Source organism: Nocardia sp. CA-290969 (genome assembly GCF_050936135.1).
GTDB lineage: Bacteria > Actinomycetota > Actinomycetes > Mycobacteriales > Mycobacteriaceae > Nocardia.
Genome location: NZ_JBNJNJ010000001.1, coordinates 3,719,499 through 3,744,564, shown reverse-complemented (window position 1 = coordinate 3,744,564; position 25,066 = coordinate 3,719,499). Strand labels below are relative to the sequence as shown.

Annotated in this window: 25 protein-coding genes; 14 read left to right on the top strand and 11 right to left on the bottom strand. The window is 68.9% G+C overall.

Annotated elements, in window-relative coordinates; all coding sequences use genetic code 11:
• Positions 1 to 15 precede the first annotated feature (15 nt).
• Positions 16 to 1,395: a GntP family permease gene (locus ACQEVO_RS16830; protein WP_432914112.1), complete on the bottom strand. Its 1,380-nt coding sequence runs from the start codon at positions 1,393 to 1,395 to the stop codon at positions 16 to 18.
• Positions 1,396 to 1,731: 336 nt separating this feature from the next.
• Between ACQEVO_RS16830 and ACQEVO_RS16825 the strand changes: the two genes are divergently transcribed.
• The 5 genes from ACQEVO_RS16825 to ACQEVO_RS16805 all read left to right on the top strand — a co-directional run bounded on the left by ACQEVO_RS16825 (position 1,732) and on the right by ACQEVO_RS16805 (position 8,048).
• Entirely contained in the window at positions 1,732 to 2,526 is a 795-nt protein-coding gene (locus tag ACQEVO_RS16825) for a VOC family protein (RefSeq protein ID WP_432914109.1), read from the top strand.
• A 730-nt stretch (positions 2,527 to 3,256) separates the two neighbouring features.
• A complete protein-coding gene (locus tag ACQEVO_RS16820) occupies positions 3,257 to 3,700 on the top strand; it encodes a hypothetical protein (RefSeq protein WP_432914106.1) in 444 nt (147 codons plus the stop codon).
• Positions 3,701 to 3,798: 98 nt separating this feature from the next.
• Entirely contained in the window at positions 3,799 to 6,207 is a 2,409-nt protein-coding gene (locus tag ACQEVO_RS16815; protein ID WP_432914103.1) for a tetratricopeptide repeat protein, read from the top strand.
• A 737-nt stretch (positions 6,208 to 6,944) separates the two neighbouring features.
• Positions 6,945 to 7,841 carry a helix-turn-helix domain-containing protein gene (locus tag ACQEVO_RS16810; protein ID WP_432914100.1) on the top strand — a complete coding sequence of 299 codons (897 nt, stop codon included), beginning with the start codon at positions 6,945 to 6,947 and terminating at the stop codon, positions 7,839 to 7,841.
• Positions 7,842 to 7,844: 3 nt separating this feature from the next.
• Positions 7,845 to 8,048: a DUF397 domain-containing protein gene (locus ACQEVO_RS16805; protein WP_432914098.1), complete on the top strand. Its 204-nt coding sequence runs from the start codon at positions 7,845 to 7,847 to the stop codon at positions 8,046 to 8,048.
• A 168-nt stretch (positions 8,049 to 8,216) separates the two neighbouring features.
• Here ACQEVO_RS16805 and ACQEVO_RS16800 read toward each other — a convergent pair whose 3' ends face one another.
• The 5 genes from ACQEVO_RS16800 to ACQEVO_RS16780 all read right to left on the bottom strand — a co-directional run bounded on the left by ACQEVO_RS16800 (position 8,217) and on the right by ACQEVO_RS16780 (position 12,589).
• The gene (locus ACQEVO_RS16800; RefSeq protein ID WP_432914095.1) at positions 8,217 to 8,408 is read right to left on the bottom strand and encodes a hypothetical protein; all 192 of its coding nucleotides are present in this window, start codon (positions 8,406 to 8,408) and stop codon (positions 8,217 to 8,219) included.
• A 28-nt stretch (positions 8,409 to 8,436) separates the two neighbouring features.
• Positions 8,437 to 9,519, bottom strand: a complete 1,083-nt coding sequence (locus ACQEVO_RS16795) for a Vms1/Ankzf1 family peptidyl-tRNA hydrolase (protein ID WP_432914094.1) — start codon at positions 9,517 to 9,519, stop codon at positions 8,437 to 8,439.
• 98 nt (positions 9,520 to 9,617) lie between these two features.
• A complete protein-coding gene (locus ACQEVO_RS16790) occupies positions 9,618 to 10,592 on the bottom strand; it encodes a TIGR03557 family F420-dependent LLM class oxidoreductase (RefSeq protein WP_432914091.1) in 975 nt (324 codons plus the stop codon).
• A gap of 192 nt (positions 10,593 to 10,784) precedes the next feature.
• Positions 10,785 to 11,558 (bottom strand): DUF72 domain-containing protein, encoded by a 774-nt coding sequence (locus tag ACQEVO_RS16785; RefSeq protein WP_432914088.1) that lies wholly within the window; start codon positions 11,556 to 11,558, stop codon positions 10,785 to 10,787.
• A 164-nt stretch (positions 11,559 to 11,722) separates the two neighbouring features.
• Positions 11,723 to 12,589, bottom strand: coding sequence for an alpha/beta fold hydrolase (locus tag ACQEVO_RS16780; RefSeq protein WP_432914085.1), 867 nt, complete (start codon positions 12,587 to 12,589; stop codon positions 11,723 to 11,725).
• Positions 12,590 to 12,733: 144 nt separating this feature from the next.
• Here ACQEVO_RS16780 and ACQEVO_RS16775 point away from each other — a divergent pair, with 144 nt between their 5' ends.
• Entirely contained in the window at positions 12,734 to 13,510 is a 777-nt protein-coding gene (locus ACQEVO_RS16775) for a helix-turn-helix domain-containing protein (protein ID WP_432914082.1), read from the top strand.
• A gap of 24 nt (positions 13,511 to 13,534) precedes the next feature.
• Here the strand turns inward: ACQEVO_RS16775 and ACQEVO_RS16770 are convergent, their stop codons facing one another.
• Complete coding sequence (locus ACQEVO_RS16770) at positions 13,535 to 14,683, bottom strand: hypothetical protein (RefSeq protein ID WP_432914079.1); 1,149 nt, start codon at positions 14,681 to 14,683, stop codon at positions 13,535 to 13,537.
• Between the two features lie 207 nt (positions 14,684 to 14,890).
• Between ACQEVO_RS16770 and ACQEVO_RS16765 the strand changes: the two genes are divergently transcribed.
• From ACQEVO_RS16765 to ACQEVO_RS16740, 6 genes are all read left to right on the top strand, one after another.
• Complete coding sequence (locus ACQEVO_RS16765; protein ID WP_432914077.1) at positions 14,891 to 15,976, top strand: NAD(P)H-dependent amine dehydrogenase family protein; 1,086 nt, start codon at positions 14,891 to 14,893, stop codon at positions 15,974 to 15,976.
• The gene (locus ACQEVO_RS16760) at positions 15,966 to 16,478 is read left to right on the top strand and encodes a carboxymuconolactone decarboxylase family protein (RefSeq protein ID WP_432914074.1); all 513 of its coding nucleotides are present in this window, start codon (positions 15,966 to 15,968) and stop codon (positions 16,476 to 16,478) included. Before ACQEVO_RS16765 ends, ACQEVO_RS16760 begins: the two co-directional genes overlap by 11 nt.
• Before the next feature lie 391 nt (positions 16,479 to 16,869).
• A complete protein-coding gene (locus ACQEVO_RS16755) occupies positions 16,870 to 17,931 on the top strand; it encodes an NAD-dependent epimerase/dehydratase family protein (RefSeq protein ID WP_432914071.1) in 1,062 nt (353 codons plus the stop codon).
• Between the two features lie 36 nt (positions 17,932 to 17,967).
• The gene (locus tag ACQEVO_RS16750) at positions 17,968 to 18,822 is read left to right on the top strand and encodes an SDR family oxidoreductase (RefSeq protein WP_432914069.1); all 855 of its coding nucleotides are present in this window, start codon (positions 17,968 to 17,970) and stop codon (positions 18,820 to 18,822) included.
• The gene (locus ACQEVO_RS16745; protein WP_432914066.1) at positions 18,815 to 19,525 is read left to right on the top strand and encodes a phosphodiesterase; all 711 of its coding nucleotides are present in this window, start codon (positions 18,815 to 18,817) and stop codon (positions 19,523 to 19,525) included. The genes ACQEVO_RS16750 and ACQEVO_RS16745 overlap by 8 nt, the downstream gene beginning before the upstream one ends.
• A gap of 58 nt (positions 19,526 to 19,583) precedes the next feature.
• Positions 19,584 to 19,871, top strand: coding sequence for a hypothetical protein (locus ACQEVO_RS16740; protein WP_432914063.1), 288 nt, complete (start codon positions 19,584 to 19,586; stop codon positions 19,869 to 19,871).
• 14 nt (positions 19,872 to 19,885) lie between these two features.
• On the opposite strand, the gene ACQEVO_RS16735 is transcribed toward ACQEVO_RS16740, so the two are convergent.
• Complete coding sequence (locus ACQEVO_RS16735) at positions 19,886 to 20,572, bottom strand: NUDIX hydrolase (RefSeq protein ID WP_432914060.1); 687 nt, start codon at positions 20,570 to 20,572, stop codon at positions 19,886 to 19,888.
• A 288-nt stretch (positions 20,573 to 20,860) separates the two neighbouring features.
• Between ACQEVO_RS16735 and ACQEVO_RS16730 the strand changes: the two genes are divergently transcribed.
• Together ACQEVO_RS16730 and ACQEVO_RS16725 are read left to right on the top strand one after the other, a co-directional pair.
• Complete coding sequence (locus ACQEVO_RS16730; protein ID WP_432914057.1) at positions 20,861 to 21,322, top strand: N-acetyltransferase family protein; 462 nt, start codon at positions 20,861 to 20,863, stop codon at positions 21,320 to 21,322.
• Positions 21,323 to 21,338: 16 nt separating this feature from the next.
• Positions 21,339 to 22,163, top strand: coding sequence for a hypothetical protein (locus ACQEVO_RS16725; protein ID WP_432914054.1), 825 nt, complete (start codon positions 21,339 to 21,341; stop codon positions 22,161 to 22,163).
• Between the two features lie 7 nt (positions 22,164 to 22,170).
• Here the strand turns inward: ACQEVO_RS16725 and ACQEVO_RS16720 are convergent, their stop codons facing one another.
• From ACQEVO_RS16720 to ACQEVO_RS16710, 3 genes are read right to left on the bottom strand one after another with little or no spacing between them, the layout of a single operon-like run.
• Positions 22,171 to 23,130: an SCO2521 family protein gene (locus tag ACQEVO_RS16720; RefSeq protein ID WP_432914051.1), complete on the bottom strand. Its 960-nt coding sequence runs from the start codon at positions 23,128 to 23,130 to the stop codon at positions 22,171 to 22,173.
• Positions 23,131 to 23,143: 13 nt separating this feature from the next.
• Positions 23,144 to 24,154, bottom strand: coding sequence for an SCO2522 family protein (locus ACQEVO_RS16715; RefSeq protein ID WP_432914049.1), 1,011 nt, complete (start codon positions 24,152 to 24,154; stop codon positions 23,144 to 23,146).
• Positions 24,151 to 25,065 carry an SCO2523 family variant P-loop protein gene (locus ACQEVO_RS16710; protein ID WP_432914045.1) on the bottom strand — a complete coding sequence of 305 codons (915 nt, stop codon included), beginning with the start codon at positions 25,063 to 25,065 and terminating at the stop codon, positions 24,151 to 24,153. The genes ACQEVO_RS16715 and ACQEVO_RS16710 overlap by 4 nt, the downstream gene beginning before the upstream one ends.
• Between the last annotated feature and the right edge of the window lies 1 nt (position 25,066).

Below are 25,066 nucleotides of genomic sequence, written 5' to 3'. Positions count from 1 at the left end.
CTAACGTTGCGGGTTCTACAGGACCAGGCTCAGCGGCATGATGAGCAGGATCGCCACCACCGAGGCGACCGAGACACCCACCGAGCAGGATTTCAGGGTGCCGCGGGTGGTCTGTCCCATCAGCGACTGCAGCAGCCAGAAGGTGTTGCTGGTGACATGCACGGCGAACAGCGAACCGGCACCGGCGGCCAGCGCGATCAGGACCGGATCGATCCCCAGGGCCGGGGCGACCGGGGCGAGGATGCCGGCGGCGGTGATCGCCGAGATCGTCACCGAACCGACCGCGATATGCAGGACGGCGGCGATCACCCACACCATCAGCAGCGGTGCCGCGGTGCTCGCGGTGAAGTATTCGCCGAGGATATCGCCGAGCCCGATGGCGGAAATGGTGGCGGCCAGCGAGCCGCCGACACCGGTGAGGATCAGGATCTGGCCGCTTTCGCTGAAGCCGGTGGCGATGGAACGCTGGATGCGCTCGATCCCGACCGCGCGACGGCCGACGAAACTGGTGCCGAGCAGGCCGATGAGCAGGGCGATGACCGGTGTCGAGAGGAATTCGACCACCGGGTTGTGCACCTCGGCGACATCCAGGATCGCGCCGACGGCGATGAGGATCAGCGCGGTGGCCAGCGGCGCGAACAGCAGTGCCAGGGGAGTTTCGGTGCGGGTCGCGGCCACGGTCTTGGTGGTCACGCCACCTGTTCCGGCCGCGGAGTCGTCGTCGGCGCCGGAGTCGGGTTCGAACGGAAGCTGCTGTTCGTCGCGCTCCTCGTTCCACCAGCCGCGGTCGAACAGGAAACACATCACCGCCACCGAGATCGCCACGGTGGGGATCACCAGCAGGAGCCCGAAGAGCAGCATCTTGCCCAGCGGCACACCCAGCAACCCTGCCAGGGCCAGCGCACCGACACCGGGCACGGTCAGCACGATGCCGCATTCACCGCCGATCGCCAGGGCGGTCGCCATCTTGGCGGTGCCCTTCTTCTCGATCTTGGCGGCGGTGCTGCGGGCCAGCGGCGCCGAGATCACCATGAGCACGTCGAGGTAGATCGACTGCAGGAAGGTCGCCAGTGTCAGCGACATCGCATAGGGCATACGGTTCGCGCCCAGCAGGCGCACCAGCGTCTCGACCAGCCGCTGAATGGCGCCGGTCTCCTGCAGCATCGCGCCCATCAGCACACCGAAGGCGACCAGCAGGCCGACCTCGGCCATGATGTCGCCGAATCCGGTGCTGATGGTTTCGACGGTTTTCGCGGCCCCCAGTCCGGAGGTGAGCCCCAGATAGGCCGCGCCGATCACCAGCGATACCGCCGGGTTGAATTTGAACCGGGTGATCAGCACGACAACGGCGAGGATCGCCGCCGCCGTATTGAGCATCGTTGCAAGGTCTGACATGTGCATTTCCCATCGAGTCGCACTCGGGTGAGCGCTGTCCCCGCGCCGTGCGCGGCAGTACGCCGTGACTCAGGCCACAGCAGGCTCATATTATGAGCAGAGACTCACAATATAAGCAAGACGCCGGAATGTGCGTGCAGGGGGTCCGGTCGCCACCCCAGGCCGGGCACACTGCATGTCGCGCGGGGACCTTCCAGGGAGGGGCCACTAGGGTTACCAGGCACCCGCAGTGATTCTGTATGCGCTGGGCGTCCCATATCGCGCTGGGGCCGTCGCCGGCCGCGCCGGTCGGCAAATTTTGCGACTCGTGTGAACCGATCGACTTCAGGAGTCGATATGCCGATACGTGAAAAAGCCTGGCCCGCCGGTACACCGTGCTGGGTGGACTGCCAGGTCGACGATACGAGCAGTGCGCGCGACTTCTACGGCGCGCTGTTCGGGTGGGAGGTCGCCGATACCGCACCGGAGGCCGGTGGCTACCTCATGGCGATGCTGCAGGGCCGGTCGGCGGCCGGGATCGGGCCGAAACCGCCCGGTCAGGTGATGCAGTCGACATGGACGACCTACCTCGCGAGCGACGATGCCGACGCGACAGCGGCCGCCGTCGGGTCGGCGGGCGGGACGGTGCTGGCGCCGCCGTTCGACGTGATGGATATCGGCCGGATGCTCGTTGCCGCCGACCCCACGGGGGCGGTGTTCGGGGTCTGGCAGGCGCGGAAACACTTCGGTGCCGGAATCTACAACGAGCCCGGGGCGTACTGCTGGAACGAACTGCACACGGCGGGCTACGAACAGGCCCAGGGCTTCTATTCGACGGTGTTCGGCTGGCATTTCACCGAGGTCGGGGACGGTACGGACATGACCTACGCGACCTTCGCCCTGGAACCGGGTGGGGAGCCGGTGGGCGGCCTCAACGATTCGACGCGGACGCCCGGCTCCGGCCCGGCGTACTGGCTGGCGTGGTTCCAGGTTTCCGATACCGACGCGGCGCTCGACAGTGCGACGCAACTCGGCGCGTCCGTGCTGGTGGGAGTCCAGGACAGCCCGGTCGGCCGGATGGGGATACTGGCCGCGCCGCAGGGCGAGGCATTCGGCGTCATCGATATCGCGCAATCGGCGGACCAGTCCTGAGCGAAGGCCCGGCCGGCAAGACTCAGCAGCCGGGCATTCGTACCGGTCGGCGGCAACCAGGGTTACCCGCACCCTGGTTGCCGCCGCTGAAGGGGCCCCTCAGTGGCCGCCGGGTCTGCCGAACGGTGTCGTCGCAGTATGTAGATCGGCTCGGCCCCAGCTCCGACAGAAGCGGCGGGGCCGCGTCGATACCGAGCTCATGCCCCGTTGGTACCGGGGCGTTCGGTCCGGTCGATTCGCTCGTTGATGGGGTTCGTCGTCTCGGATCCTTCTTGTCGGCACTGCGTATCACCACGGTTTTCTCGCGCTGTGCGGGATACTGCCTCGAAACTCACTGCAACCCAGCAAGGCTGGCGGCGCTCACTGCTGCGCTGGCGGCCAGAGCGACGTCAATATGAGGTCCAGTTCCACAGAGTATGGGTTGTGCGGGCCGAAAGACCGTCTCGTAACGCCGAATTCCGTCTGGAGTTTCTGTTGTTCCTACGACCTCGGCGACCCGAGTATTTCTCAACTGCCTCCGGGAGCGGCCGAACACCCACACCAGCCCCGCAATAACCCCGGTCAGCTGACAATCGGTGGTGGGTTTGCCTGGCAGCTGAAGGACGGTGACCGAACACCATTGCGGTGCGCGATTTCGGCTATCTTGGGCGCGAGCTCACTGTCCGATGGCCGGGCAGGAACGCTATCGAAAGCGGGGTGGCCAGTGGGGCCGGAAGTTATGGCGGCGGCGATGGCGGCAGCATCGGCGGTATCGGCCGGTTTGGCGGCGGGGGTGAGTGAGACCGCCGCCTTGGCGGTGGGTGATGCCTACCGAAAGGTGAAAGACCTGCTGGGCCGCCGGTACTCGTCGGTGGATGTGGGGGTCGTCGAGTCCCGCCCGCAAGTATCGGCACGTCAGGTGGTGCTGGCCGAGGAACTGGAAGCCGCTGGTGCGGGCGCGGATCAGGAACTGGCCGCGGCCGTGCAAGCGTTGCTCGATGTGATCGAGCGGCATTCGCCCGAATCCGCGACGCTGGTGGGGGTTCGGCTGGAGCGGGTGGAAGCCGGCCGGGTCGAGGTTCGTGGGATCCGCGCCGCCGGTGCCAGCGGTGTGATCGCCAAGGACGTGAAAGCCGGAGGGGAGTTCTCGGTGACCGATGTGCAGGTGGTCTCGGAGCCGCCCCACCCTCAGTAGGCGCGGCGGCAGCGCGGCCCGCGCCCGCCGCGCCGGCCACCTTCTCCGCGACCGGAGTCGAGGTCGGCGGCGATTTCACCGCCCAGATCACCACCCGGGTGGTGCAGCCACCCGCGGAAGCCTTCCGGCCGATGGCCGAGGTCGAGGCTCCGCCCGGAATCGACAACATAGCATCGCGTCCGGGTGAGTTCGTCGGCCGCGACACCGAACTCGACACGCTCACTACGGTGTTCGCCGGACCGGGGTCAGCGGTGGTCGCGGCGGTGCATGGGCTGGGCGGGATCGGCAAATCCACGCTGGTCGCCCACTGGGCTGCGACCCGCCCGCACGGGTTCGCGCCGATCGTGTGGATCACCGCCGACACCTCCACCAACCTCACCACCGGCCTGGTCGAGTTCGCTACCCGGCTGCAGCCGGTACTCGCCGAAGTGGTGGAAGACGAGCAGCTCGCCGACCGCGCTCTGCAATGGCTGGCCACCCACACCGGCTGGCTGCTGGTCTTGGACAATGCCGACGACCTCAACCTTGTCGCCCCGGTGCTGGCCCGCGCGGGGAACGGGGGGCGGGTCGTGATCACCAGCCGCCGGGCCACCGGCTGGCAGCCTGGTACCACGATCGTGCGCCTGGACGTGCTCGAACCCGCGGAGTCCATGCGCCTGCTCACCGCTCTGCTCCACACCAACGGCCGGCGCGACACCGACGGCGCCGCTCAGCTGTGTGCCGAGCTCGGGCATCTGCCGCTGGCGATCCGGCAGTCAGGGGCGTATCTGGCCCAGGACCCGTTCCTCACCCCCAGCGACTACCTGCGACTTCTGGCTGAGCACCCCGCCGAGACGTTCGGGCAGGGCGATGTCGATACGGACTCCGAGCGAACTATTGCTCGGATCTGGCGGATCACTCTGGACCGCATCGCAGAAACCGACCCCGCGGCAGTCGACCTGCTACGCACTCTGGCTTGGTACGCACCCGAGTCCATCCCGCTTGTCCTCTGCCACGAACCGGGTCTCGACCCACCGAAGCACCGCACCGCACTGGGGCTGCTGTCGGCCTACAACATGATCACCCCCGACCCTGCCACCGGCACGGTATCGGTCCATCGGCTCGTGCAAGCCGTGGCCCGCACCCCAGACCTCACAGACCCACACCGCCAACCAGACACGATCGAACGCGCCCGCATCCGCGCCACCGAAACCCTGTACTCCGCCCTGCCCGACCGTGAGGATCCGGGCATGTGGCCGACTTGGCGGACCTTGCTGCCCCATATAGACGCCCTCACCAGTCGCACCACGAGTGGTTCGGACAGCGACTCCACCACGGTCGTTGCCGTGGTGATCCGCAACCACACGGGGGTGTTCCTGTACGGGCAAGGCCTGCACGCCGGCGCGCTGGACCACCTCCAGCACGCCCTCACCGACTCGGAGCGGGTTCTGGGTGCCGAACACCCCGGCACCCTGGGCACCCGCCACAATCTCGCCAGCGCCTATCAGGCGGCGGGCCGGGTTGCCGAGGCGATCCCGCTCTACGAGCGCACCCTCACCGACTCCGAGCGGGTACTGGGTGCCGAGCACCCCGGCACCCTGGGCACCCGTAACAATCTCGCCCTCGCCTATCAGGTGGCGGGGCGGGTTGCCGAGGCGATCCCCCTCCATGAGCGCGCCCTCACCGACCGGGAACGGGTTCTGGGTGCCGAGCACCCCGACACCCTGACCTCCCGTATCAATCTGGCCAGCGCTTATCAGGATGCGGGGCGGGTTGCCGAGGCGATCCCGCTGTTGGAGCGCACCCTCACCGATTCCGAGCGGGTCCTGGGTGCCGAGCACCCCGATACCCTGGGCTCCCGCCACCACCTCGCCCTCGCCTATCAGGTGGCGGGGCGGGTTGCCGAGGCGATCCCGCTCTACGAGCGCGCCCTCACCGACCGGGAGCGGGTTCTGGGCGTCGAGCACCCCGGCACCCTGACCTCCCGTAACAATCTCGCCCTCACTTATCAGGTGGCGGGGCGGGTTGCCGAGGCGATCCCGCTGTTGGAGCGCACTCTCACCGACTCCGAGCGGGTTCTGGGCGTCGAGCACCCCGGCACCCTGGGCACCCGTAACAATCTCGCCCTCGCCTACCGGGTGGCGGGGCGGGTTGCCGAGGCGATCCCGCTCTACGAGCGCACCCTCACCGACTCCGAGCGGATCCCGGGTGCCGAGCACCCCCATACGCTGACCTCCCGTAACAATCTCGCCGTCGCTTACCACGCGGCGGGGCGGGTTGCCGAGGCGATCCCGCTGTTGGAGCGCACTCTCACCGACCGGCAGCGGGTTCTGGGCATCGAGCACCCCGACACCCTGGGCACCCGTAACAACCTCGCCTACGCCTACCGGTCGGCGGGGCGGGTTGGGGAGGCAGTCACGCTGTTCGAGCGGGCTCTCGCCGATAGCGAGCAGATCCTGGGATCCGAGCACCCGACCAATGGTGTGGTCCGCACCAATCTCGCCACAGTACGGCAATGGGCGCGTTGAGCGTCGAGACCTCACCGACGCATCCATGTACCTACCGGACCTAACCGGCGCCCACCTCGGGGCGCGAATCTGTATTCGGTGAGTGCGCACGCTCACCGCGCTCGTCCAGGGCCCGAACTCGATCCGATTTGCGACCGTCGGCTCCCCGCCTGGGCACGTACCTGTGAACTGCGGCTCCCAGGACAGCGATCCGCTCGCGAAGCGAACGAGGCGCCGATACACGCCGATTTCGCAATCGTCGGGCGTTCGCGTCCCTGAGAACATGGTGGACGAGGCGCTCGGTCGTCGGTTTTCTACGGTTGTCGGCGTCGATCGACCACGAGACGAAGGTGACGTGTGCGATTCCGGCGAGCATCGAAATGCTGAGCGCGCCGAGGGCTATGTGTCCCCACCACATGGCGCCTCCCTTCGCTCTGCATCCCATCGGTGACCACGCGGGTAGATCCGGCTCGCAGTGATGAGTGCGGCGTTGTCGGTGATGATGTGGTGGATATCGTCGGCGTGCGCCAACCACTCCGGGCGTCGAACCGGTGTCCTCGACTGCGATTCGAGGTGGCCCGCACCAGGCGCTCGCTCAGTAGACCGCTCCCGCAACAGGATTGGGAAGCCGGAAACCGGATTTTCCAAGACACGATTCCGGAATTCCTGCACAATCATTGCGAGGCTGAGGTTTCTGTGTGCAGCCTTCCGTGTAGGGGCTTCCAGAATTCACACTTCCTGTTAGCAAAGGCAAAGACATGGCCAAAGGATCGTCACGTACGAACGCGTCCACGCTGCCCAGACGGGCGCTGGGCCGCCAGCTTCGCAAACTCCGTGAGCGGGCCGGTTATACGCAATCGGCAGCGTCCCGGATCGCCGAGATATCGCCCCAGTCGTACGGCCGCATCGAGGACGGCTGGCAGACGAAGGTCACCGACTTGGGTCTGAACGCGCTGGCAAACGCCTACGAGGCCACCGATGAAGAGAGGCGGCTGCTGCTCGACCTCGCGCGCGAAATCCGGGAGGCCACCGCCTCCGGCGGCGGGTGGTGGCGGGCGTACGCCGACGCGTTGGTGTTGGGCTTCGATCACTATCTTGCTCTGGAGGAGGCGGCGAACTGGGTGACCTCCTGGCAAACCACCGTGGTCCCCGCGTTGCTACAGACCCGTGAGTACCGGCAGGCACTGACGTGGGCAAACAACCCTGATTGGTCGCCGGAGAAGGTTGAGCGCACTCTTGATCTCGGGCAGCGGCGGCAAGCCCTTCTTGAACGTCCGGGTTTCCGGTTCGAGGCTCTGCTTACCGAGGCTGTTCTCCGGTATACCGTCGGAAGCTCGTCCGTGATGGCCGATCAGGTGGAACATATGCTGTCGCGCTCGGACGCGCCGAGTGTGGAGATCCGGATTATTCCGAACACCGAAACCCGCCCGGTGGGTTTGATATCTCGTTCGTTCGTGCTGTTCAGCTTCCCGCCGCTGCATGCCTCCAAGCTCCAGGAACCGCCTGTGGCCTTCATGGAGGGGTTCACCGGCGACCTTTACATCGAGCGTGACACCGAGGTTTCGAAGTACGCGCGCGAAGCCGAGCGTATCCGGCAGGTAGCGTTGTCGCCGTCGGCATCCAGGGATCTGATGCTGCGGATTTCGAAGGAGTGAAGAATGATCGACCTGTCTCAGGCCGAATGGTTCAAGAGCAGCCGCAGTCAGGGAGGGAGCGACTGCGTCGAGGCGGCCCACCTGAGTGAAGGGCATGTCGGCGTCCGTGACTCCAAGAACCCCTCCGGGCCCGCGCTGGTGTTCACCCCCGGTGAGTGGGATGCATTTCTGGCCGGCGCCAAAGGCGGCGAGTTCGACCGTCCCTGACTGCGCGAAAGACCGGACCCCCGAGCCCAGCGCCACGCTGAACTCGGGGGTTTCGTCATGGTTGGCTCATCCGGTCTGTTGCATCAGGTGGCGACCTCGCGCCGCAGTCGCGCCACGGGCTCGGCGGAATGCGCGCAGACTTCCCTCCGGGTTCGGGCGGGACTGTTGTTATGCCCCGTCGTTCTCCCGGCGTTCGGTCCGGTCGATTCGCTCGTTGACGAGCTCGTCGTCGTCGGCGGGCGGTTCGGGATCGTGCCATTCCTCGGCGCGGCTGGACCGGTTGCCGCGGAGCGTGCCCTCCAACTCGTGGGCGAGCTCGTCGTCGCGCGCCGGGCCGTGCTTACTGCTTCCTCGTTCCATGATTACCTCCTGCCTCGGGCGGCGGGGTTCAGGTGTGCCGCAGCAGGGCGCCGACGCCCTCGCTGGGGGCGATCTCCTCGTCGACCGGGGTGATCGTGCCGCCGCGGACCAGCACACCCACCGGTAGTGCTTCGTCGGCGCGGCAGGTGTGCTCGGATTTGTCGGTGAGGGCGCCGAGCGCGCCGGGGTCGCGGACCGGTTCCGGGTCCAGCCGGACGGTGCGGTCGCCCAGTGCTGCGGCGTTGATCAGCAGGTTCTCGGTGTTCGCCGCCAGCAGTGCCGATACCGTCGCGGAGAGCCCGGCGACCGCCGGACCGTCGTCGCGGCCGCGGGCCTTGTCGAACCGGGCGACTGTCTCCGCACGCCGCTGCCGTGCCTCGGCGGCAACGAGTTCCCGTACGTCGGCGGCGAACTCCTCGGTATCGGTCCCGGCGGCGCGACCTCCCGATTCCACTTCCACGACCTGCGCCGGAATCGACCCGAGTGCCCGGCGGACCTCCGCGCGGGCGGTGACATCGCCGGCCAGCACCACCACCCGCGCCCGGATCCGTTCCGCCAGGCGTTTCAGTTCGGCGGCGATATCGGCGGCATTGCGCCGGACCTTCTCCTCCACGCGGCGCTGCATCGACAGATGCGACCAGCCGCCGCCGTGGCGGACCTTGTGGATCGGATGGCCCTCACCCTCGATGGTTTCGCCGACCACATTGCCGTCGTCGTCGACCCCGTACATCTCCGAACCGACCTTGTCCACGACGGCCACCGCGTGCGGAACCTCCTCGGTTTCGTACTCGATGAGCGGCAGCAGATAGGGCAGGGGCGAGACCCGGACGATCTCCGGCTGCACCGGATGGGGTAGCCGGCGGTCGATCAGCACCCGTTCCGAATCGGCGATCAGCACGCGTCCGGCGCGGCCCGGCTCGGGCGGGCTGCCGGTGACGGCCGCCGCCAGCGATTCGATCATGCGGTCCGTGGCACCCGCGGCCTCGAGGCGTTCGGCGAGAGCCCGCCAGCGCAGGGCGCGCTGCTGTTCGGCGTCCTCGGTGTCGTGTTCGGCGTCGATGTACAGCGAGGCGAACGGACCGGGTCGTTGCGCTATTTCTCGAATACTCATGCCAGTCACGTGAGGGCGCTTACCCGGCGCGGCCGGATCGAATCGCGGAGCCCGGAATCGATCTCGGCCGGGCCGGGGCTGCCGGGCGACCGGAGGTGTCAGGCCGCCTGCGGAGTCAGTTTGCGCAGCGGCTCGTCGAGTTCGGCACGGAAGAAGTCCAGGAAACCGTCGGGGTCGGGGCCGGCGTTCTGCATCACGAGATGGTCGAAGCCCGCGTCCACGAACGGCTGGGCGACATCGAGGTAGCGCTGCGGGTCTGGCCCGCAGGCGAACTTCTCCAGGATGTCCTCCTCGCGGACAGTGGCCGACGCGGCGGCGAAGTTCACCGGATTGGGTAGTTCGCTCATCACCTTCCAGCCCGTCATCGCCCAGCGTGAGGTGTCGTGCGCGGCGCGGGCCGCGGTGTGCTCGTCGGGCGCCCAGGCCATCGGGACCTCGGCGTAGCGCGGTCCGTCACCGCCCGCCTCGCGGTAGCCGGAGACGAGCTCGGGCCTCGGCTCGGTGGCGAACAGGCCGTCACCCAGTTCGGCGGCGATCTCGGCGGCCTGCCCGCCGCCCGCGGCGACTGCGATCACCGGCGGTTCGTCGGGCAGGTCGAATATCCGGGCATCGGAGAGCTGCAGGTGGCGGCCTTCGTAGGACTGGTAGCCGCCCTGCCACAGCAACCTGATGATCTCCAGGGCTTCGCGCAGCAGCGCGTGCCGGCCGGCCACATCCACCGGGAAACCTTCGCCGACGATATGTTCGTTGAGGCGTTCCCCGGCACCTACACCGAGCGTGAACCGGCCCTCGGAGAGCAGCGCCACGGTGGCGGCGGCCTGGGCCACGATCGCCGGGTGATACCGCACGGTCGGGCAGGTGACGCCGGTGGCGAGCCCGATCCGGTCGGTTTCCGCGGCGATGGTGCCGAGCACCGACCACGCGAACGGTGAATGTCCTTGATTGTCCAGCCAGGGGTGATAGTGGTCGCTCATCTCGACGAAATCGAAGCCCGCTTCCTCGGCGCGTACGGCCTGGCGGACCAGTTCGCGCGGCCCGAAGGCTTCGGCGGCCAGCTTGTACCCGATCTGCATGGTTCCTCCGAAAGCTGTAGTGGCGGATGCGCGCGGACGGAGTGCGCGCGCAGATACCGGACGTGTGCGCGGTACCCGGGCGCCGGTGGGCGAAACCGCGCCGCGCGGGTCGGAGGTCTGCGGTAGGCGGCAGCAAGACCTGGCCGGGGACGGAGGTCTGCGGTAGGAGGTAGCGAAACCCGGGGCCGTGGGTCAGGCGGCCGCGGGGAGCCGAGCCGGCGTCCTGGTGACCGTGGCGCCCGCGGCCGCGGCGAGACGGCCGAAGGCGATGGCATCGTGGATCGCCGCGCCGCCGGGGTCGTTGTTGAAATAGATGTAGATGTCGTGATCGCCGGGCCAGGTTCCGGCGAGTCGCTCGACCCAGGTACGCAGGGCCTGCCGGCCGTAGCGGGGCGGCGGATTCGCGCGGCCGTGGTGCAGGCGTAGATACCCCCAATCGGTGGTCCGCCAGCACGGTGTCACCGGGCGAGAGCCGGCGTCGGCCCAGCACAGCCCGGCATTGTTGCGTTCGAGCACCGTACGCACCGCCGGCGTCCACCACGAGTCGTGCCGGGGTTCCACCGCGACCCGCACCCCGGCCGGGAAACAGCGCAGGCATGTTTCCAGCAGTTCGGCATCGGCCCGCAGGGTGCCGGGTAGTTGCAGCAGGACGGGGCCGAGCCGGTCGCCCAGCCCTTCGGCGTGACGCAGCAGCCGCGCCACGGGTTCGGCGGGTTCGCGCAGTCGCTTCATATGGGTCAGGAAGCGGCTCGCCTTCACCGCGCAGACGAAATCGGCGGGCGTGCGATCGTGCCAGGACGCGAAGATTTCCCGGCTGGGCAGGCGGTAGAAGGCGTTGTTGTTCTCGACCGTCGCGAACTGGGCGGCGTACTGCTCCAGCCACAGCCGTTGCGGCAGGCCGTCCGGGTAGAGGACCCCGCGCCAGTCGCGGTACTGCCAGCCGGAGGTCCCGATATGCCACGGCATCGCTATACCCGTCTCATGCCGGGGCGAGGTCGGGTGTCGGGCAACAAACCCCGGTCGGTCCTCGTCATAGGGGGCGACTACCCCGGAACTCGCCGCTCATTCCGGGGCTTGGCCACGCTGCCCCGGTCGCTGTGCGCGCGGTGGCGAATAGCCGTGCGCGACGGTCAGGGTGTCGCCGGGCGGTCCAGCCAGCGCAGCAGGGCCGCCGTGACCTCGGTGGGGCGTTCTTCCATGAGGAAATGGTCGGCGTCCACCCGGACCAGCTCCGCGCCGGGAATCCGGCCGGCGAGTTCCTCGGCGGTGCGCATCGGGATGGCCGGATCGCGGGTACCCCAGATGACGGTGGTGGGGCAGGCTATCTCGCCCAGCCGCGCACCGAGTTCGGGGCGCACCCGCACCTCGTACCCGGCGAAGAAATGTGTGTACCACCGGCGCCCGGCCGGGGTACGCAGGAAGCCGAGATACCCTTCCAGCTGCTCGCGCTCGAACGAGCCGTTGCGCAGATAAGGCGCCAGACCGATCCGATGGACCAGGTACACCGGTGGTGTGACCAGCAGGCGCCGGGTCGCGCGGTGCCGCGACCCGGCCGTGAACGCGCCGAACAACAGCCGGTACGGCAGGGTGAAGGTACCGTGCGCCCGCGAATTCAGGATCGCGAGCCTGCGAACGCGATCGGGATGGCGCTGGACGAAGCCGAGTCCGAGGAAACCGCCGTAGTCGTGGCAGGCGAGGTCGGCGCGGTCGAGGCCGAGGGCATCGAACATGCGCGCGATCCGGTCGACTTCGGTGTCGTAGTCGCAGGACAGTCCGGTGTCCCGGGACGATTCGCCCCAGCCGGGCCAATCCGGGGCGAGCACCCGCCGCCGCGCCGACAGCGGGCCGATCTGATGCTGCCAGGCCAGATGCGATTGCGGCCAGCCGTGCAACAAGACCAATGGGTCGCCGGTGCCCGCCTCGGCGTAACACAACCGGGCACCGTCGACCGTCGCCTGCTGCATCGTCACCCCCGGCTCGATCCGGTCTGTGGTCATCTCCGCCCTGCCTTCCTGCGCGGGCCACCCGGCCGGTGGAGTCCCGGCGGCCGCAATCGTGTCGTGTTGCCGTGTGCTGGTTCGTTCCGACGGCGGGCTGCGAACAGTGCCGCTACTCGATCCCGCGCCGGTATCGTCGCGCGTATGACGCGGGCGGCACTTCCGGAAACGTGCGCTGCGCCGGCGAGTACGGCGCGGCTGTGGGTGCGCCTCGGTCACGCCGTCTATCTCGGGCCGGGGCTGGGACTCGACGCGCATTCGACGGCGATCCCCGCACTGGGCGTGGGTATCGACGCGCCGTTCCGGGTGCGGGTGGACGGGCTCCCCGATATCACCGCGCGCAGCTTCCTGTTCCGCGCCCGGGTGACCCATCATTTGGTGGAAAACCGGGGCCGCATGCTGTTCTGTTTCTTCGACCCGACCAGCACCACCCTGGCGCGCTGTCTGGGCGGAATGACCCGCCTGGCCGAAACCTACCCGTACGCACACCACCGCGAGGCCGAGCTCATCGCCCTGTGCCGGGAACCGGAGCCGGATATCGAACGGCTGCTCGACCTGGCCAGTATCCCGCTCCCCACGATCCGCGACCACCGCATCGCCGCCGCCGCGGCCGCGATCCGCGCCGACCCCGCCCGGCCGCATCGGGCAGCCGAAAACGCCTGCGCCGCAGGGCTTTCCACGTCCTACTTCTTACGGACCTTCGCCGCGCAGACCGGAACCAGTTTCCGCCGCTACGTCCAGTGGGCGCGGATGGTGCGGATCGCCCGCTCCTACGCCGCCGGGCACGACCTGACCCGGGCGGCCGCGGACGCCGGCTTCGCCTCACCCTCGCATCTCAGCGATACCTTCCGGGCGATGTTCGGGCTCACGCCCACCGCGTTCACCCGGATCGGCGGGGATCTGCGCATCATCGAACAATGACCGGACCGCGGTAGCGGCCGGCGCCTATTCGCGGACAACCTCCACGGGGTCGCTGAGTGCCTGCGCCAGCGCCGACTGCTGTGCGGCGCCGGCGGGTGCGATGGCCTCGACCGCCTTTGTCGTCTCGGTGCCGAGTAGCGAGACCATGTGCTGGATCCGGCCGATTCCCGATGCAAGGAGGCCGGCCGCGTCGAGTAGCTGCGCCGCACCCGCCTCGGCGCGCCCCGGAATGTCCTCGGCGAGTGCGCTGCCCTGGTCGAGTTGATCGGAGATCGAGGTGAGCCGGGCGGCCAGATCGTGTAGTGCGGTGCCGAGCCCGGTATCGGATTCCGTGCCACCGGGGGCGGTCAGATGTGTGGTCGCCTGATCGGAGATATCCCGGGCCGCCTGCAGTTGGCCGATGACATCGGCCAGCAGGGCGTCGCCGGCGACGGGCAGCCCACGGAGCAGGGGCAGGATGCGGTCGAGCACATCGGTCGTCGCGGCCGCCGCATCCCGGGCCTGGGTCGTGGTGATATTCGTGGCATCGAGGGCGGTGGCCAGCTGATCGGCCTGTCCGGCCACGTCTCCCAGCGTGGACGTGAGGGTGTCGATGGCCGAAGTCAGTTGTGCGACACCTGTTTCGGCGACCTCGACGAGGTCGAGCAACTGTGCGGATCCGGCGTCGAACTGTTCGGTGCCGGCCACCGCGGCGTTCAGTCCGGCGCCGAGCAGCTGGGCGGTGAATTGTGCCGAGGAGATATGGGTCCGGGCGCGGGCGGTGGCCTCCAGGGCCGTGGTGATCCCGGCGGCACCGATCTGCCGGGTGACGGTCGCGATGGCGCCCTCCACGGTGCCGGTATCGGCGTCGTCGTGGAGATCGACGGTGAGCCGGGCGCGGCGGGGTGCGTCACCGGCCAGGGGCGCCATGGCGTCGGTGAGGTCCGCGGGCAGGGTGATCACCGCGGCGTAGTCGCCGGTGTGGGCGGCGCCGGCGGGCAGGGTGTGCCAGTCGTAGCCGCCGGCCTGCTGGACCGCTTCGAGTACCTGGGCGCCGGTCGGGCCGGTATCCGCGTTCACCAGGGCGATACCGGTCGGCGCGGTGGTGGCGCGGGTGCAGGCGGTGGCGCCGGCGGCTCCGCCGACGAGGACGACAAGGGCCAGGGACGCCGCCCGGGCGTGGGTTCCGATCACGGCGCGGACTCTACGGTCGGTTTCTGGCGGAACCACCTGTCTTCCGGTGAGGATTCGGTAAGGATCGCGGGTCCGGATCGGTCACCGCCCCGCCGGTCGGTGGACCGCGCTGGTGCGGCGGTGAGCGGCGGAGATCGCCCGCAATTCCGGTTGCGGGGAAAATTCCGATTCCCGCCTCCACAACCAAGCGCTTGCTAGAATTCGGCGATGATAGCGACCGTCGTCTGGGGCACGGGCAATGTGGGCCGGGCCGCGATCCGCGCGGTGGACGCCCACCCGGACCTGGCCCTCACGGCCGTACTCGTCCACGACCCCGCGAAGCGCGGGCGGGACGCGGGCGAGCTGGCGGGCCTGGACCGCACTCTCGGCGTCGCCGCCACCAGCGATATCGACGCCGTTCTGGCGAGCGCACCCGGGGCCGTGGTCTATGCCGCGTCGGGCGAGATCCGGCCCGACGACGCGCTCGCCGATATCGTCCGCGCGGTCGGTGCCGGTGCCGTGGTGGTGACACCGGCGTTGTACGCCCTCTACGACCAGCGCAGCGCACCGCCGGAAATCCGCGACCCGGTGCTGGCCGCGATCGAATCCGGCGGGGGATCGCTGTTCGTCTCCGGGATCGACCCCGGCTGGGGCAACGATGTACTGCCGGTACTGATCAGCGGCCTCGGCAGTGTCGTCGATGTGGTGCGCTGCCAGGAGATCTTCGACTATTCGACCTACGACCAGCCCGATTCCGTCCGCTACCTGGTGGGCATGGGCCAACCCATGGACCAGGTGCCGCCCATGGTGGCGCCCGGTGTGCCGACCATGGTGTGGGGCGGGCAGGTGCGGCTCATGGCGCGGGCGCTGGGGGCCGAGGTGGACGAGATCCGGGAGACGGTGCAGCGGCTCCCGCTGGAAACTTCGGTCGAGACCGCGACGATGGGGAGTTTCGATGCCGGAACCCAGGGCGCGATGCGGTTCGAAGTGCAGGGCATCGTGGCCGGGGAACCGCGGATCGTGGTCGAGCACATCACCCGCATCCACCCGGACTGTGCGCCGCAGTGGCCCGCGCCGCCCAACGGTTCCGGCGCGCATCGGGTGATCATCGAAGGACGCCCCCGGATCGAGGTCACGGTCGAGGCCACCGACGAGGGCGGTAACTACGCGGCCGGTGGCAACGCCACGGCCGTCGGGCGTCTCGTCGGCGCGATCGACTGGCTCGTCGGCGCCGCGCCCGGCCTGTACGACGCATTCGATGTACCGCTGCGGCCGGCGGCCGGCAAGCTCGGAAGGAACACCCATGCGCGTTGACATCCCCGAAGGCAAGGACCCCATCGGCTACGTCTGGGGTGAGATGGTGCCCGGTATCGGGCTCGCCGCCTCGAACTTCTCGCTCGCGGTCTACGAGCACAGCACGCTCGGACTGCGCGAATTCGAGGCGGCCCGGCTGCGCATCGCGCAGATCAACGGGTGCGTCTTCTGCCTGGACTGGCGCACCGAACGCGACGGGCAGAAGGTGGAGGAGGGGTTCGCCGACGCGGTCACCGAGTGGCGCACCACCGAGGCCCTCGACGGCCGCGCCCGCCTGGCCGCCGAATACGCCGAGCGGTACGCGCTCGACCATCACAATCTGGACGAGGACTTCTGGTCCCGGATGACGGCACACTACAGCCAGGCCGAAATCGTGGAGCTCAGTATGTGCCTGGGCTCGTGGCTCGCCTTCGGCCGGCTCAACCATGTACTGGGTCTCGACGCGGTATGCGTCCTGCCGGGGCACTCCGGCGGTACACCGGCCGCCCGGCCGGGCGCCTGATCCACCTTCTGTCGAACTCACCGCGCTGGGTACGCGCGCGGTATCGACACCCGTGACCGTATCGCCGAACTGACGGACCCTGTACGTCCCGAGCGAACCCCGGTCCGCTCGGGTGGACACCTATCTCGCCGACGCTCCGGCCGCCGGGCCGCTGATCCGGCAGAACGGCACGCTGGTCGTTCCGGTGGGCGGCCGCCGAGAAACTCGGCCTCGCGGACACTTTGCGCGATGCCGGCAGGGGAGCGCCGGCATCCGCGACTCCTGACACTGGTACGGGCCTGCAACTGAACCGAATCGGTCCCGGGCGGTTCGCGCCGATCGTTGCCCGGCCAGGGGTGTCGTGCGTACCGAACGGGGTAAGTCGCCGACCCGACCGTTCGAAGGAGTGCCGATGCGTGTAGTCGTGACGGGGGCGACAGGCAATGTGGGGATCGCCGTGCTCGACGCCCTGGCCGCCGAACCGGAGGTGACCTCGATCGCCGGCCTGGCCCGCCGCCGGCCGGACCGCGAAAAAGCCGGGGTCGAATGGGTGAGCGCCGATGTGCGGCACTCCGATCTGGAGACGCTCTTCCGGGGCGCGGACGTGGTGATCCATCTGGCGTGGTCGTTCCAGCCGACCCGGCAACCGCTCGAGACCTGGCGGACGAATGTGGGCGGTACCGAACGGGTGCTCGAGGCCGTGGCCGCCGCCGGAGTGCCGGCGCTGATCTACGCCTCCTCGATCGGTGCGTATTCACCCGCCACCGGTGACGACCCGGTCGACGAGACCTGGCCGACCGAAGGCTGGCCCGGCGCCTCGTACATGGTGGAGAAGGCATACGTCGAGCGCCTGCTGGACCTTTTCGAACACCGGCACGGCGAATGCCGGGTGGTGCGGATGCGGCCGGCGTTCCTGTTCCAGGACGCCTCGGCGAGCGAACAACGCCGTCTCTTCGCCGGGCCGTTCGTCCCCAACCGGCTGTTCCGTACCGGCCCGCTGCCGCTGCTGCCGTACCCGCGGCGGCTGCGATTCCAGACCCTGCACACCACAGATGTGGGCCGCGCCTACGCGGCGGCGGTGGTGCGTGACGTACACGGTGCGTTCAACCTCGCCGCCGACCCCGTGCTCGACCGGGCCGAGGTGGAACGCACGCTGGGGGTGCGCACCGTCGCGGTCCCGCAGCGAACTGTCCGCACCGCAGTGGCCGCGGCCTGGCATCTGCATCTGGTCCCCGCGAACCCGGGACTGTTCGACGCACTCCTACACCTGCCGGTGATGAGCACGCGGCGCGCGCGAGCCGAACTGGACTGGACCCCGCGGATCGCCGCCACCGATACATTGCGGCAGTTCCTCGACGCCTTCCGCCGCGGCGCCGGCGGCCCGACTCCATCGCTGGCCGCCGAAGCCGGCGGTACGGCGCGCCACCGCGAGATCTCCTCCGGAATCGGTGCTCGCGATCCGGTCGACGAATAACTGTGTCACCGTGCCCGGACCGGGTAGCCGCAGCCCATGGCTACTATCGCTCCACTACCGAAAGAACGTATCGGCGCGCCCCTGCGCGCCGTCGTGACCGGCTCCGATTCGGGGATCGGCCGGGCCGTCGCGGTGGCGCTGGCCGGCGGCGGCGTCGATGTGGGTATCACCTATCACTCGGACCAGGCCGGGGCCGAGCACACCGCCGCCCTGGCCCGCGAGCGGGGTGCGCGAGCCGCTGTCCGCCGCCTCGACCTCGGCGATCTGCCGACCAGTACCGCCGCGATCGATGAACTCGCCGAGGAACTGGACGGGGTGGACGTGCTGGTCAACGCCGCCGGAACCGGGTCCGCGCAGAAGGCGATGGATATGGATTTCGACACCTGGCGGCATGTGCTGTCCGTGGATCTCGACGGTGCTTTCCTGTGCACCCAGCGCGCCGCCCGGCATATGATCGACGCCGGCCGCGGCGGCCGGATCATCAATATCACCAGCGTGCACGAGCACGCGCCCAAGGTCGGGGCGGCGCCGTACTGCGCCGCCAAAGCGGGTCTCGGCGCGCTCACCAAGGTGCTGGCCCTGGAACTGGCCGAACACCACATCACCGTGAATTCCGTGGCGCCGGGCGAGATCTCGACTCCGATGACCGGCCAGGAGGACGCCGATCCGAGGGAACACCCCAGGCCGGGACTACCGCTGGGCCGGCCCGGTCACGCCGACGAGGTCGCCTCGGTGGTCGCGTTCCTGGCCACCCCGGCGGCCGGATACGTCACCGGCGCGTCCTACGTCGTCGACGGCGGCATGCTGCTCATGGGCCCGCAAACCAGTCAGCTGGTCGGCGACGAGAACTGGCGCCGGCCGGATACCGCACAGGAGGTGGCAGATGCCTGATCCCATCACTCCCGTCGTGCGCACGGCCTTCGATACCGGTGCCCGGGTACGGCATGCCCGGTTCTTCCATCCGCGGGGCGTACGCCTCACGGGCCGGTTCCGTGCGGAACCGGAATTCGCCCCGCTGTTCGGCACCGGCGACCGCGCGGTGATCGCGCGGCTGTCCAAGGGCACGGGCACACCCGGCGGCCTGCCGGATATCCTCGGTCTCGCCTTCCGCGTCCTCGACCGCGACGAGCACCCCTGGGATTTCGCCCTCGCCACCACCGGGCGCGGGATGGCGGGCCGGTTCGTCGTCACCCCGGCACGCGGCTGGTCCCATGCGCGCTACGGTTCGCTGCTGCCGTACCGGTTCCCCGATACCGGCCTACGCTGGATCTTCGCCGATCCGGCCGGATCGCCTCCCGGGAGCGCGTCGCTGGCGGAGCTCGCGGAGCATCTGGACGACCACCAGGTCGATTTCGATATCACGGTGGCCGGTGCGCGCGGCCGCGGGCAACTCGCCGGTGAGCTGGCGTTGCGGGCGGCCGATCCCGAGGAACATCGCACCGATTTCTTCGACCCGATGCTCAACCATCCCGCCGACGTGGAGCCGGTCCCGCAGGTGGTGCAGCGGATCCGCGAGGCCGCCTACACCGGGAGCCGCCGGGGCCGCGGCGCCGAGGACCCCGAGACCGGCCGGGCGGTCGGCACACAACCCTGAACCGGCCGAATTCGGGCGCGGCCTGTTTCGACCGCGCGCCCGGGGCAACCCGGCGACCATGAACGGAACCGAAGATACCGGTCAGGAATCCGCCGAGGTGTCGGAATGGGCGAGCGTCCCGCCGACCGAGGAACAGCTGGACGAAGACGAACTGGCCGCCGACCCCTTGGAAGAAGGGATGGACCCGCCCGACGACTGGTCCGCGGCCGACCGCTACGCCACCTCGCCCCGCGAGCAGCGGGCCGGCGAATCACTCGACGAACGGCTCGCCGAGGAACAGCCCGATATCGCCCCGGAGGGACAGCGGTCGGGCGCGGCACCCGACGCCCCACCGCGCCGCCACTGAACCGCCCGGGTAATTCAGTGGTGGGTCCAGTCGGGCTGGTGGAAATGGGCGACCCGGGCCGCCTCGGCCGGCGTGCCGAGCAGGACGGCCTCGCGGAACTGCCACAGCATGGCGCCGGTGGGTGCGTGGATGGTCATATCGGGTGCCAGGCGCATCTGCAACAGCCCGGTCTCCGGGATCGCCGGGGCATCCGCCGGACCACCCCGGTGCACCCAGTGCGGCGTACCCTCGGCGGCCAGGCTGTGCAGGTCCACGAAATGTACGGAATGGACCTCGTCCGGGTTCGGGTGCAGATCCGCGATATCGGCGAGCGTGGTGACGATGGGGGTGATGGCGAAACCGGACGCTGCCGGGAAATCGTCGAGAATGCCGAGCGTATCGGCGGGATCGGCGATGAGGCCGAGCTCTTCGTGCAGTTCGCGGGCCGCCGCGCGTTCCAGGGTTTCCCCGCGCTCCACGCGTCCGCCGGGCAGGCCCCACTGGCCGGCATTGCGACCCCGGTAGGCCCGTTTGATCACGAGCACCGCGAGCGCTCCGCCGTTGTCCACCACGCACAGCGCGACGGCGGCGCGGCGCGTTGTCGCCGCATCCGGCATCGCGATCCGCGGGAACGCTTCCAGCCGGGTACGGGCCAGTGCACGGAACTCTTCGATACTGTCGGGGACCCGAGGTCCCGGGTCGGCGGCCATGAATTCGATCATGCCCCATCCGTGACCGCCCCGGTCCGGGCGGTCACGGATGGCGGGATCTTGCCCGGTCGCGGCCGGGCCCGCCGGCCGCTGACCTGACCCGGCCCCGCGGAGTCCGGCCGCCGCTGCGCGGACGGGGCGATCCGTGGCCGGCGGGCCGTGTGGATCGTCCCTCGCGGGGTATGCGGGAAAGAACCGGCGGGTCACAGAACGATTGCGCAGCACCTCTAGACTGACGCGGTTGGTGCGTTGCGTTCTAGGCTGGAATCGGACGGCTTATGCCCTGGCATTAGGGAGCACATGGATATCGCGGAGGCGCCGCAGCCGGAATACCGGCAGGCCCGGTTTGCCGATCTCGAGGACATCGCGGCGATCGAAGCCGAGGTCTTCGCAGAGCCCTATCTCTACCTGATGTTGCGCCAGCTTTTCGATCTGCACGGCCGGGAATGGCTCGTCGCGGAAATGCAGGGAACGGTCATCGGCTACGCGCTCACTCTCGAAAAAGACGGGCGCGCACTGCTTTTCACCTTCGCCGTGGCCAAACGGTATCAGGGTGCGGGTTACGGGAGGGCCCTGCTCGACCATACGTTGCACGTATGCCGGGAACTGGGCACCGAGACCGTCTGCCTCACCGTCCGGCCGGACAATCATCCGGCCGGTGGCCTGTTCAAACAGGCCGGTTTCGATTTCGTCGAACACCACGACACCTATTTCGGTCCGGGTGAACCGCGCGACGTCTACGAATACCACCTGCGTCCCTGATCGCTACACTGGCGTCATGGGCGATATCTCGCCGTTCGTGGCGTCGGTGTCGACCAGGATCGCAAGGCACGCAGCGGCTTACACGGCACAGCTCGATCGGCAACAGCATCCCGGCCGGATGGTGTTGGACGAATTCTCCACCCACGTCGAGGCGGTGCTGGACGATTACGATCCACCGAGTACACGACGCCGGCACTCCGACAGCCTGGTGTTCCCACACCTCTATGAGGCCGCGCGGCATCCGCCCGCGGACGAGGAGGAATGGCGGGTGCCCAGCGCCGTGATGGCCGCGCTGCTCGCTGCGGAAGTGGAATTCCGCGGGCCACTTCGGCTCACCAGTCGGCAGAACACCCTGCTGGCAGAGGAATACGAACAGATCGGCGCGCAATTGACGGTGGCCCGGCTGCCCAGCCACGCGGCGCTGGCGTACCGGCGGGCGATGGCGCTGTACCGGGTCAACGAGGACAACGAGTCGGAGGATCGGTGCGGCCTGCTGCTCGCCCGGGCCGAAACGCGGTCACTGCCGGTAGGTCTGCGCCGGTGGGCAGGATTCGGCTCGGATGTGCTGTGCGGGCACGGCTACCGGCCCTCCTGGCTACTGGGATGGGTGGTCGCGCAGATCTCGGTGTTCACCGGGATCGCGCTGGTGTTGCCCCTGGAACAGGAACCGGGCACCACGATCTATCTGGGTGTGACGAGCTTCCTGAGCCCGCCGGGGCAGGAGGACACCGCGGAACTGTCCGGTGTTGCGCAGACATTGTTCGTGGTGGAGGGATGGACAGGTGTCGTCTCGATGTCGGTGTTCTTCGCCCTGCTGGTGCGTAAATGGTTCCGGATGTGAACGCCGGCTACCAGTCGGCGTCGAAAACCTTGTGTCGCAGGGCATGAAGCGTGCCCACCGCGATATTGTCGCGTAACCGGCCGGCCAGCGTGGTCCATTGTTTGGTGAAGCCCGGATCGTTCTGGAAGTCCTTCCACAGGGCACGCAGTACCGGTGGGGTATGGGCGCCCGGCATCCACAACCCGGTCAGATGTTCGAGGGCGGGTGCGAGGATATCCATCCGCTCGCGGCTGTGCGGTGGGTAACGGTCCGCTTCGTCGAGTGCGTCGGCCAGCACCGTCAGCAGCCAGTCGTGTGCCGCGAGATCCTCGCAGAATCGCTGTGCCGCAGCGATATCGGATTCGTCGCGCAGGAGCAGCCGGACCGATCGGACGGTATCGTCGTCCAGATGCAAGGTGGCTGCGGGACCGGCGCTGCCACCGATCCGCGCAGCCCAGCGCAACCTGGTCGTCCCGGCCTGTACCGGCGGATTCTGGTCCAGCCGGGGGTCGGCGCGGACCCGGGCGAGCTGACGTTCGCTGATCGAGGCCAGGTCGAGATGTTCGGCCCGCGGCGGCTGCGTGAGATACGTTTCGGCGAACGCGTTCCCGGCGGTTTCGCGATCCGGAATCCGGGTGATGGCCTCGGTGACGCCCTTCTGGTTGATGTAGTGCGACCAGGTCTGCCGCCGGCGTTCCGCAGCCCGCAGGATCCGCGTGTACGCCGAGGACTGCAGCACCCGGCCGCCGGTCAATGCGATGCTCGTGGCCACGGTGCCCACGATCCGCGCGGTGTCTTCGCCCAGCGGGAGGTCACAATCGACGCCCACCGCCGTGGTGGGGGAAATCCCGAGCGAACCCGGACGCTCCCGCCAGCGCACCGCGCGACCCGGCATGAGCGCCAGCAATTCTCCGGCCTCGGCGCGGGCCAGCGCGGCCGCCGAGGGCAGGAGACAGGTGCGCACCTCGCCGAGGACGACGAGGGGCACGGCCGACACCATGTCAGGACCCGTCGAGCAGTAGGTGCGAGAGCCGCTCGCTGATCTTGCGCGCTACGGTTACCGGGACTTCTTCGGCAGCGCCCGCGGCGATGGTCTGTTCGACCACATCGTCGTCGAGATCCAGATGGTCGAGGACCAGCCGCACCGCGTGCTCGATACCGATGTAGCGTTTCGGCAGCATCGACAGCGTCTGATAGGCCGCGAACGGCGCCGCGCCCGGCTCGAGTTGTATCACCGGTGGAACCTCGTGCCAGCGACGTGGCCAGGGTTCACCATGCCACTGCTGGGGCTTCGCGATCGCGGCCCCGTGGTAGCGCAACATCCCGAGGCGCAGCAGATGCCACACCGCGGCCAGGAACGGGCACGACCACCGGGTCACCGTGCGCCCCGCCACGACGTGATTGCTCCACAGTTGCACATCGAGGAAGATCGAATGCTCGCGTCGGCCGAATTCCTCCGGCGGCTGATAGGCACGGCTGCGCATGGCCTGCGCCTGTTCGTGATCGGAGGAGCGGCGGCCGTTGCACAACCAGCCCGATTCCGCAGTGGGCGGGCGTCTCCCGGTATCCGGGGGCGACGGTTCGGCGACGATGCGTGCGGCCACCATTTCCGCGACAGGAATCGGCTCGCCCGCCGGCACCCCGTCGGCGAACGGCGAGGCCTGCCAGCATCCGGACTCGCGGGCGAGATAGTCGATGGTCAAACCGGATTCGGCGGCGGCGCCGAGCAATTTGCCGAGCACTTCGGCGGGATCGGTATCGGGCTGGAAATAGTCGTCGATGAGATAGCAGGTGCTGACCCGGACGCCGGGACCGAATCGGACCCGGGCCGATTCGACGAACGCCGACACCAGCGGGACGATGCGGCGGAACTCGGCACGCACCCGGTCGGGGTCGCCGATGATGTCGTTGAGATAGAAATGACCGACCTCGATCGACAGATGCGATAGCGGTACCGGCTCGATCCACGGTTGTTCGGTGGCCTCGCTGTAGGCCTGACCGTCCCGTATCACAGCCGCTCCCACGTGGCGATATCGACGAGCCGGCGGGCCAGCTCGGTGTAGGCCAGCGCGGTTTCGGGATTGGCGATATGGGCGTTGACATCGCTGTCGAGGATCAACTGCTCGCGCCACTGCAGCACCGGTTCCATGGGGGTGGCGCCCAGAACCGCTGTGGAGCCGAGCCCGTTCGCGGTGGCCAGCCGGCGCAGCGCCACATCCTGTTCCTGCAACCAGGCGGCCTGGGCCGCCCGCTGGGCGGTCGGCTGCGAATGGGCGGCCGGGACGGCGGTGCGTACGTAGCGGGTCGAACCGAGCAACTCTTCGGGATCGTGCCCGCACACCGCACCGGTCTGCAACAGGCCGTGCGGGCCGTGCACGAGTCCGGCCGCGGCCAGGATGTGCTGGCGGGTCCAGCGATGGAAGATCAGCCAGCGGGAAGTTCGGCGGCGCAGCTGCGGGAGTCCGGTGGCCTGCAGCGCGAGCTCGAGCGCGACCGAGCGGCCCGCGCTGAGATCGACGAACACCACCCGGAACTCCTGCTCCAGCGCGACCAGCAGTTCCGCGCAGCGCGTCACCACGGCATCGCTGGAGGTCAGGAATTCGGCGCCGCCCTCGTCCCCGGGGAACAGGACGAGCCGTCCGGAGCGGGGGCCGATCCGCTTGAGTTCGGCGCGGTCGGTGGCCGTGCCCACATCGACCCGGGACACCGTTCCGCTCTCCCCGAGCAGGTAGGAGTGCACCCCGCCGTCGGCGATACCGCGTTCGACCGCGCTGATCTCGAAGAGCGCGCCGGCGGTGGGGGAGCCGAAATCGAAGTCGACATAGGCGACGTTGCGGCCGGCCGCGCACAGCCGGTAGGCAAGATTACAACTGGTCACCGAGCGTCCGGTGCCACCCTTGTCGGACGTGGAGAAGATCAGCACC

Excerpts from the sequence above, each read along its gene's own strand:
- ACQEVO_RS16825 (WP_432914109.1), top strand. The coding sequence starts at position 1,732 with ATGCCGATACGTGAAAAAGCCTGGCCCGCCGGTACACCGTGCTGGGTG.
- ACQEVO_RS16800 (WP_432914095.1), bottom strand. The coding sequence starts at position 8,408 with ATGGAACGAGGAAGCAGTAAGCACGGCCCGGCGCGCGACGACGAGCTC.
- ACQEVO_RS16780 (WP_432914085.1), bottom strand. The coding sequence starts at position 12,589 with ATGACCACAGACCGGATCGAGCCGGGGGTGACGATGCAGCAGGCGACG.
- ACQEVO_RS16750 (WP_432914069.1), top strand. The coding sequence starts at position 17,968 with ATGGCTACTATCGCTCCACTACCGAAAGAACGTATCGGCGCGCCCCTG.
- ACQEVO_RS16755 (WP_432914071.1), top strand. The coding sequence starts at position 16,870 with ATGCGTGTAGTCGTGACGGGGGCGACAGGCAATGTGGGGATCGCCGTG.
- ACQEVO_RS16785 (WP_432914088.1), bottom strand. The coding sequence starts at position 11,558 with ATGCCGTGGCATATCGGGACCTCCGGCTGGCAGTACCGCGACTGGCGC.
- ACQEVO_RS16790 (WP_432914091.1), bottom strand. The coding sequence starts at position 10,592 with ATGCAGATCGGGTACAAGCTGGCCGCCGAAGCCTTCGGGCCGCGCGAA.
- ACQEVO_RS16810 (WP_432914100.1), top strand. The coding sequence starts at position 6,945 with ATGGCCAAAGGATCGTCACGTACGAACGCGTCCACGCTGCCCAGACGG.
- ACQEVO_RS16745 (WP_432914066.1), top strand. The coding sequence starts at position 18,815 with ATGCCTGATCCCATCACTCCCGTCGTGCGCACGGCCTTCGATACCGGT.
- ACQEVO_RS16805 (WP_432914098.1), top strand. The coding sequence starts at position 7,845 with ATGATCGACCTGTCTCAGGCCGAATGGTTCAAGAGCAGCCGCAGTCAG.
- ACQEVO_RS16740 (WP_432914063.1), top strand. The coding sequence starts at position 19,584 with ATGAACGGAACCGAAGATACCGGTCAGGAATCCGCCGAGGTGTCGGAA.
- ACQEVO_RS16795 (WP_432914094.1), bottom strand. The coding sequence starts at position 9,519 with ATGAGTATTCGAGAAATAGCGCAACGACCCGGTCCGTTCGCCTCGCTG.
- ACQEVO_RS16830 (WP_432914112.1), bottom strand. The coding sequence starts at position 1,395 with ATGTCAGACCTTGCAACGATGCTCAATACGGCGGCGGCGATCCTCGCC.
- ACQEVO_RS16760 (WP_432914074.1), top strand. The coding sequence starts at position 15,966 with ATGCGCGTTGACATCCCCGAAGGCAAGGACCCCATCGGCTACGTCTGG.
- ACQEVO_RS16820 (WP_432914106.1), top strand. The coding sequence starts at position 3,257 with ATGGCGGCAGCATCGGCGGTATCGGCCGGTTTGGCGGCGGGGGTGAGT.
- ACQEVO_RS16725 (WP_432914054.1), top strand. The coding sequence starts at position 21,339 with ATGGGCGATATCTCGCCGTTCGTGGCGTCGGTGTCGACCAGGATCGCA.
- ACQEVO_RS16730 (WP_432914057.1), top strand. The coding sequence starts at position 20,861 with ATGGATATCGCGGAGGCGCCGCAGCCGGAATACCGGCAGGCCCGGTTT.
- ACQEVO_RS16765 (WP_432914077.1), top strand. The coding sequence starts at position 14,891 with ATGATAGCGACCGTCGTCTGGGGCACGGGCAATGTGGGCCGGGCCGCG.
- ACQEVO_RS16735 (WP_432914060.1), bottom strand. The coding sequence starts at position 20,572 with ATGATCGAATTCATGGCCGCCGACCCGGGACCTCGGGTCCCCGACAGT.
- ACQEVO_RS16775 (WP_432914082.1), top strand. The coding sequence starts at position 12,734 with ATGACGCGGGCGGCACTTCCGGAAACGTGCGCTGCGCCGGCGAGTACG.